This is a genomic window from Roseateles sp., assembly GCF_036486225.1.
Lineage (GTDB): Bacteria > Pseudomonadota > Gammaproteobacteria > Burkholderiales > Burkholderiaceae_C > Roseateles.
Map to the genome: position 1 here is coordinate 1 of NZ_DASVNZ010000373.1, position 7171 is coordinate 7171.

Sequence of the window (7171 nt, forward strand, 5' to 3'; positions counted from 1 at the left end):
GATGCCGAACTTCCAGAACCCGCTCGGCTTCCAGATGTCGGACGAGCGCAAGCGCGCGCTGGTCGAGCTGGCGACGCGGCTGGACATGCCGCTGATCGAGAACGGCGTCTACAACGAGCTCTACTACGGCGCCGTGCCGCCCAGCACGCTCAAGGCCTACGACACGCGCGGGCTGATCCTGCACTGCGGCACCTTCTCGAAGACGCTGGCGTCGACCTTCCGCATCGGCTGGGCGCTGCCGGGCCGTTATCGCGACGAGGTCGAGAAGCTGAAGTTCCTCAACACGCTGACGACGCCGCCTCTGCCGCAGGTCGCCATCGCCCGCTTTCTCGAGCGCGACGGCTACGAGGCGCATCTGCGCCGGCTGCGCAAGGCCTTCGCCCAGCAGGCGAGCCTCATGCGCGCGATCGTGCTGCGCTTCTTTCCCGAAGGCACTCGCGTCTCGTCGCCCGTCGGCGGCTATGTGCTCTGGGTGGAGATGCCGCCTGCGATCGACGGTCTGCGCCTCTACGAGCTGGCGCTGGAGCGCGGCATCACCATCGGCCCCGGCTACATGTTCTCGGTCAGCAACAGCTATCGCCACTTCATCCGGCTGAACTACAGCACGCCATGGTCCACGGCCATCGAGCAGGCGGTGATCACCGTGGGCAAGCTCGCCGCGACCTGCGCACGCCAGGATTGCTGACCCGGGCCGACGGGCCCGACCCGACCCGACCCGTCCGGTCCGGTCCGCGGCGAGCCGACCGGACCGGCCAATCAGGTCAGTTGGAAGGACCCGGTCGGCGTGACCCGCTCCGGCAGCGAGCGTCCGCTCAGCGCGAGCACCGAGCGCTCGATTCCACGCGCCATCGCATCCAGCGCCAGCGCGTTGGGCGCCAGGCCGAAGGGTTCGGCGACCTCGTTGGCCACCGCCTCGAGCGCGATCAGCGTGTAGGAGAGGAACACGCACAGCAGCGGCGTGAAGAACTCGGTCGCGTCGACCAGGCCGAAGGGCAGCAGGAAGCAGTAGGTGTAGACCGTGCGATGCAGCAGCACGCCGTAGGCGAAGGGGATGGGCGTCGATGCGATGCGCTCGCTGCCGCCGATGGCCTTGCCGATCTCGGTGAGCTGCGCGTCCAGGGTCCAGAAGCGCGCGTCGGTGAGAAATCCGTCGTCCTGGAGCTTGCAGAGCTGTTCACGCACCGCGTGCAGCGCCGCGCTGGAGGTCTGCGGATCGCGCCGCAGCTGGAAGGCCTCGCGCCGGCCGACCAGGCGCAGCAGGTCCTCCTCGGGATCGGTACCGCGCAGTTCGTGCTTCAGCGCGTAGACCGCCGCCAGCAGGCGGTCCGTCGCCGGCTTCGCCATCGCCTTGTCGGGCAGGTAGCAGAGCAGCTCGGACACCAGCGCGCGCGAGGCGATCAGCAGGTTGCCCCACAGGTGACGCGCCTCGTTGAAGCGCTCGTAGCTCGCGGTGTTGCGGAAGCCCAGGAAGATCGCCAGCGTCAGCCCGAACGGCGTCATCAGCGTCGCGTTCAGCGGGATCTTCTCGCCGAAGACCTGGCCGTGCGTCGCCACGGCCAGCACGCTGACCGCCGCCATGAAACCCAGCTGCGGCAGGATGGACGGCAGCACCGAGCCGTGCCACACGAACAGCAGCCGGAACCAGCTCTGCCTCGGTCGGACGATCATGGCGAGACCCCGTTCCGCATGCCGTCGGCCGATCGCCCATCGCGTTCGCCCCGCTCGCGCATGTCGAGGAAGAAGACGCCGGCGCCGGGCCTGCCGATCTCGCCGCGCATCAGCAGCAGGTCCGCGATCAGCCGCACCTGGGCGGTGCCACTTTCGTGCCCGGTCATGCCCCGACCGTAGGTGACGATGGTCGCCTGGGACTTCGCGTAGGCCAGCGCCACGGCCTCGAGGTCGGCGCGGCGCAGGCCGGACTCCGTCATGATCTCGAGCCAGGAGATGGCGTACAGGTCTTCGACGAGCGCGTCGAAACCCTCGATGTGCGCGGTGATGAAGTCGCGGTCCAGGATGCCCGCCTCCTTCCCGGCCCAGGTATCCAGCGCCAGCAGCGCCTTCATGATTCCGGTCAGCGCGGCGGCGTCGCCGCCGGCCTTCAGTTGCAGGCAGATCGACGCGACGTTGATCGGCGGCGGCGAATCGGGACCCGCACCCTCCCGGGCGCCGGTCCCGCCACGCTGAAGGACGGGTTCGTGCGTCTGGTCGGGCCAGGGTCTGGGGGGCATCTTGCTCATCGGGGACTCCAGGGATTGCAGGCGGTGGCGCACTCCGGGCTCCATGGTGAGGAGCGGGGCCCCCGCGTGGGGCATGCAGTTCGGACCGCCGCGAAGGAGCACAGTTCGCCAGCATCGCGTGGCGTCGTGGCCACGGAATGGTGGCCAGATGTCGGTCGACATCGGGGGAATACCGATGAAATGGGGCCTCCCGGGCCTCGGACCCCTATGTTGTCAGGGGCGCCGGCGGGCCGATCGGCGTAGCCTTCAGGCCGTTGGCAAGAGATGGTGGCAAGGGATGGTGGCAGGGCAACGAGGGCCAGGGATGGCCGGGAGGAGGCCTCATGGATGACTCCGCGCAAGAGCGACCCACCTCGGCGGCGGCCGCCGCGATGCTGGGACAGATGAAGCGGGCGGTCTTCGACGGCTCGCGGATCGCCGTGATCCAGCGCGACCTTCAGAACAACGTGCTCTACGCCAACGCCGCGGCGTTGACGATGAGCGGGGTCGAGCACGTCGACCAGTTGCGCCTGGACCGACTCTTCGCCGGCGAGGCCGGGCGCGTGCTCGACGAGGAGACGCGCGGGCGCCGCAACCGCGAGCTCGGCGCCTACCGCGTCACGCTGACCTGCCAGGACGATCCGGAGCGGCAGGTCGCCGTGGAAGTCACGGGCCTGCCGCTGATGGACGAGCGCGGCACGGTCGTGGGATCGCTGGGCTTCTTCCGCAGCTTGCAGCACCAGGTGCTGACCGACCAGGTGCGCGAGCTCACCCTGAGCCATGCCGGCCGCGCCGACCTGCTGCCGCTGGTCGCGGAGGCCCTGCGGCGGGAACTGCCGTTCGACCTGATGCTGGTGTCGCGCGTGGTCGAGGACGACAGCGCCTGGGAATCCGAGATCGTCTTCAACCATCCGCCGTTCCGTCAGGACGTGCCGACGGCCTGGTACGAGCTGAACGCCGCGCAGCGCGGGTTCATGGAGAGCCAGGACGGGGGCGTCCACGACTTCGAGACGGTGATGAGCGAGCCGCCTTGGTCCGACATGGCCGACGAGCCGATGTGCCGGCAGATGCACGCCATGGACCTCAAGTCCAGCATGTGGCGGCGCATCACCCGCGGCGAGGGCGAGGACGAGCGGACCGTCGCGATCATGACCCTGCTCAGCCGCGAACGCGGCGCGTACGACGAGCAGCACCTCGCGCTGTTCAACCAGCTGCCGCTGATCGAGGCGGTGCTGTGCAGCCTCGACCATGCGGAGCGCGTGCGCGACCGCCGGCAGCTGCGGATGTTCCGCGAGCTCAACCGCTGCGTCGACATCCAGGGCGCATGCCGCTGCCTGTCGGACGCGCTGATCGAGATCTTCGACTGGCAGCACGTGTCGCTGTTCCGGATCGACAGCGCGCGGGACGCGATCGTGCGCGTCGCTTCAGCCCGGCGCGGCGACGACGGCCAGGCCGTGGATACCGGGGTGTCGTGGGGCGACTACTCGCAGGGCATCGAGCAGGGGATCCTGGGCCGGGTCGCTCGGACCCTCGCGCCGCAGAAGATCCCCGACGTCACGCGCGACGCCGAGTACCTCCCGACGCCGGACGGCGAACCGATCCGCTCGGAGCTGGCGGTGCCCATCCTGTTCTCGGAGGGCGAGCGGGTGCGCTTCATCGTCAACGTCGACGATCCGCGGGTGAACGCGTTCTCGCGGGAGCACGTGCGGCAGCTCACCGACATCGCGCATGAAGTCGCCGGCGCCATGGAGCGCATCAGCGACCTGACGCTGATGACGGAGTGCGTCAACAACGTCTCCGACCCCATCATCGCGACCGACGCGAAGCTGCGGATCCGGCGCGTGAATCCGGCCGCGGAGGCGCTGTTCGGCGTCGCGCGCAAGGCGCTGGAAGGGCGCAGCCTGCTGGCGCTGTTCCAGAACCCGGCGCCGCTGGCCGCGCTGCTCGACGGCACCGAGGCCGGCGACCGCATCGGCGAGCTGCGCGTGTGCCGTCCGGGCGCCGCCGTCGACGAGGGGCCCGATGCCGCGCCGAATGCCGCTTCCTCTGCCGTCCCTTCTGCCGTCCCTTCTGCCGCATCCGACGCGGCTGCGGCCGGCGCCGAGGCGGGCGGTGCCCCGGTCTTCATCACGCGGAGCGACTTCCCCGGCAAGCTCGGCGGCCACGTGTTCATCGCGCGGGACCTGCGGCCGATCCGGCGCTCGGTGCAGCTGGAGTTCCTCGAGGACACCGCCTACGAGCTGGCGGTCGAGACGCAGGCGCCGCTGGGCATGGCGATGTCTTGCCTGGAGGACCAGCTGGAAGCCGCGTTCCAGTCGGACGCGGCGCGCGAGCAGGCCCGCGGCCGCGAGCTGCAGACCGTGCTGCGCCAGCTGGGGCGGGTGAAGCACGCGTTCACGCGGCTCGCCATGTACAACCGCGAGGCGCGGGTCGCCTCGCGCGTCGCGAGCCCGATCCGGATCGACTGCGAGATCGACGCGCTGCTGGCCAGCCTGGCGGCGTCGGAGCGCCGCAAGGTCGTGTTCGAGACCGCCGTCCGGAAGGTGGAGGTGGAAGCCGACCACATGCAGATGCACATCGTCGTCGAGAGCCTGCTGTCGGTGCTGCTGCGCGCGGCGCCGGAGACGGCGATGGTGCGGCTCACGCTGGTGCCCGACGACGAGCTCGTATACCTGCGCCTGCGCGGGCGGCTGCCGCCGGCGCGCCGGCACGGCGAGCGCTTCTCCGCGCCCGAGGCGGCGCAGGCGGACCTGCGCCTGGCCAATCCGCTGCTCGGCAAGCTGATGAAGAACCAGGGTGGCGCGCTCAAGGCGGGCGTGCTGCCGGACGGCGACACCGAATTCGTGCTGAGCTTCCCGCGCCGGAGGGCCCATGGCTGACATCCTCCTCGTGCTCAGCCCGCAGCAGCAGGGCAGTCTCGGCCCGCAGATCAAGAAGCAGCTGCGGCAGCTCGGCCGCCACACGATCCAGGAAGAGACCAACCGCGAGACCGGCTTGGAGCTGCTCACCAGCCAGCCCTTCGACTACCTCATCGTGGGCAGCCAACTGGCCGACGACGCGGGCGCGGTCGTGGCTGAGGACGGCGGTCTGGCGTTCTGCCGCGAGGTCCGCTTGCTCGGCAACACGCCGATGATGCTGCTGGCACCGGCGATGACCACCGAGCTGAACATGGCCTGCATCCGGCTGCGGGTGACGCTGCACGCGGATCCTGCGTCGGCGGGCAGCTTTGCGTTGGAGCTGCTCGGATTGGAGTCGCCCGACGCGGACGGCATCGATGCGGATGGCCACGCAGGCGGTGCCGGCGCTCCGGGAGGAGGCACCGGGAATGGCGCGCTCGCCGCACGGGGCGGCCGGGCGCGCGTGGCGGCGCCGAATCCCTGCCTCGACATCCGCGTCACCGCGATCGCCGACAACTGGCGCTTCGAGATGCACGGCATCGATTTCCAGTTCCAGGGCGCGGGGCCGTTGACGGTGAGCAAGTCGGCGCGGCTCGACTGGCAGGCCCAGTACATGCACGAGCCCGACTGGTACAAGGAGTTCTCCCGCATCGGCAAGAGCATCCGCATCGCGCTGTGCGAGGACCAGGAGAGCTTCCGCCTGCAGCGCGAGAACGCGCGGCTCAAGGCCTTCCAGCAACTCGGCGACGCCGGCAAGGACGTGACGGACCGCATCACCTTCGAGGTGTCGGAGGACTGTTATCCGCTGCTGCTCGAGGCGATGTTCGAGCCCTCGCAGGAAGTGCCCTGGCTGGCGAAGGCGGCCTCGATGTCGCGCCGGCTCGCAGCGTCCAAGGAAAGCCAGAGCAGCCTGTTCGCCGGTCCGGTGGCGGCCCGCCGCGCGCTGCTGATCTGCGCCGACACGCACGGCACTGCCTATGACGACCAGCTCAAGGGCGGCGCGCTGCAACTGGCGCCGCTGACGGCGGTCCGGCGCGAGTGCTCGCGGGTGAAGAAGCTGCTGACGCGGCCCGATGCGCGCAGCGGCCAGCCGCTCTTCCACGAGCGCAACGTCACCGTCATCGGGCTCGACGGCCCGCTCAGCCGCGACAGCCTGGTGGCGGCGCTGGGTGACGGCGGCTGGGACCTGATCCATTTCGCCGGCCACACCTGCTTCCAGCCGGCGGGTGCACGGCAACTGGGCGGCACGGGTTTCCTGTTCGTGGGGCCGAAGGAAGAGCCGCAGTGCGTCGACTTCGGCGACATCCTCAGCTACCTGCGCGACACGCGCTTCGTCTACCTGAGCAGCTGCGAGAGCGGCAACTCCGGTTTCGCGACGCTGGCGGCGGAGGCCGGCATCCACGCGGTGCTGGGCTACCGCTGCCGGGTGAACGACCGCACGGCGGCCGTGCAGGCGCTGCTGTTCTACCGGATGCTGCAGCGCAGCCGTTCGCTGGATGCCGCCTTCGGGCATGCGCGGCGGCGCCTGTACCGCCGCTACGAAGGCCAGGACAACGCCTGGGCCTCGGCGATGCTGGTCACGTCGGGCGCCCCGTCATGAGATCGAGCCGCAGGCCCGCCGCGGCGTCGGCCGGGTAGATGGCCTGGTGGCCGTGCGCGGCGCGCATCGCCGGCTCGTCCCACGGCGCCGTGCGCGCCGAGCGGTAGTTGAAGAGCAGCCGTGCGCCCGGCACGTTCCGCACGACGGTGTGGAGCGCCTCGTCGTCCGGGTGGTTGAAGATGCTGCCGTCGGTCGAGACCAGCCAGGTCGCGCAGTCGATCCGGCTGAGGAAGTCCTCGCTCAGGTTGGCGGCGGAGCCGTGATGCGCCATCTTCACCGCGTCCAGCCGCAGGCGCGGCTCGCCCGCCGCGCCGGCCAGGCGTCGCAGCGTGGCGGTCAGCGTCGGTGCGTGCGCGTCGCCGAGCAGCGCGATGCGCCGCCCCTGGTACTCGGCGATCACGGCGATGCTGGAGCCGTTGGCCACGGCGTTGTCGATCGGTCCGAGCGCCAGCGCCGCC

Annotated in this window: 4 protein-coding genes and 2 pseudogenes; 3 read left to right on the forward strand and 3 right to left on the reverse strand. The window is 70.4% G+C overall.

Annotated features, from left to right (window positions below):
- A partial coding sequence (locus VF536_RS24375; protein WP_331617525.1) for a PLP-dependent aminotransferase family protein occupies positions 1 to 685 on the forward strand: 685 nt, incomplete at its 5' end.
- A gap of 71 nt (positions 686 to 756) precedes the next feature.
- Here VF536_RS24375 and VF536_RS24380 read toward each other — a convergent pair.
- Complete coding sequence (locus VF536_RS24380; protein ID WP_331617526.1) at positions 757 to 1668, reverse strand: bestrophin family protein; 912 nt, start codon at positions 1666 to 1668, stop codon at positions 757 to 759.
- A gap of 74 nt (positions 1669 to 1742) precedes the next feature.
- A pseudogene (locus tag VF536_RS24385) lies at positions 1743 to 2123 on the reverse strand (CbbBc protein); the annotation flags it as partial.
- 437 nt (positions 2124 to 2560) lie between these two features.
- Between VF536_RS24385 and VF536_RS24390 the strand changes: the two are divergent.
- Positions 2561 to 5095, forward strand: coding sequence for a GAF domain-containing protein (locus tag VF536_RS24390; RefSeq protein ID WP_331617527.1), 2535 nt, complete (start codon positions 2561 to 2563; stop codon positions 5093 to 5095).
- A complete protein-coding gene (locus VF536_RS24395) occupies positions 5088 to 6713 on the forward strand; it encodes a CHAT domain-containing protein (protein ID WP_331617528.1) in 1626 nt (541 codons plus the stop codon). Before VF536_RS24390 ends, VF536_RS24395 begins: the two co-directional genes overlap by 8 nt.
- Here VF536_RS24395 and VF536_RS24400 read toward each other — a convergent pair.
- Positions 6691 to 7171, reverse strand: a pseudogene (locus tag VF536_RS24400) (hypothetical protein); the annotation flags it as partial. The gene VF536_RS24395 and the pseudogene VF536_RS24400 sit on opposite strands and share 23 nt — an antisense overlap.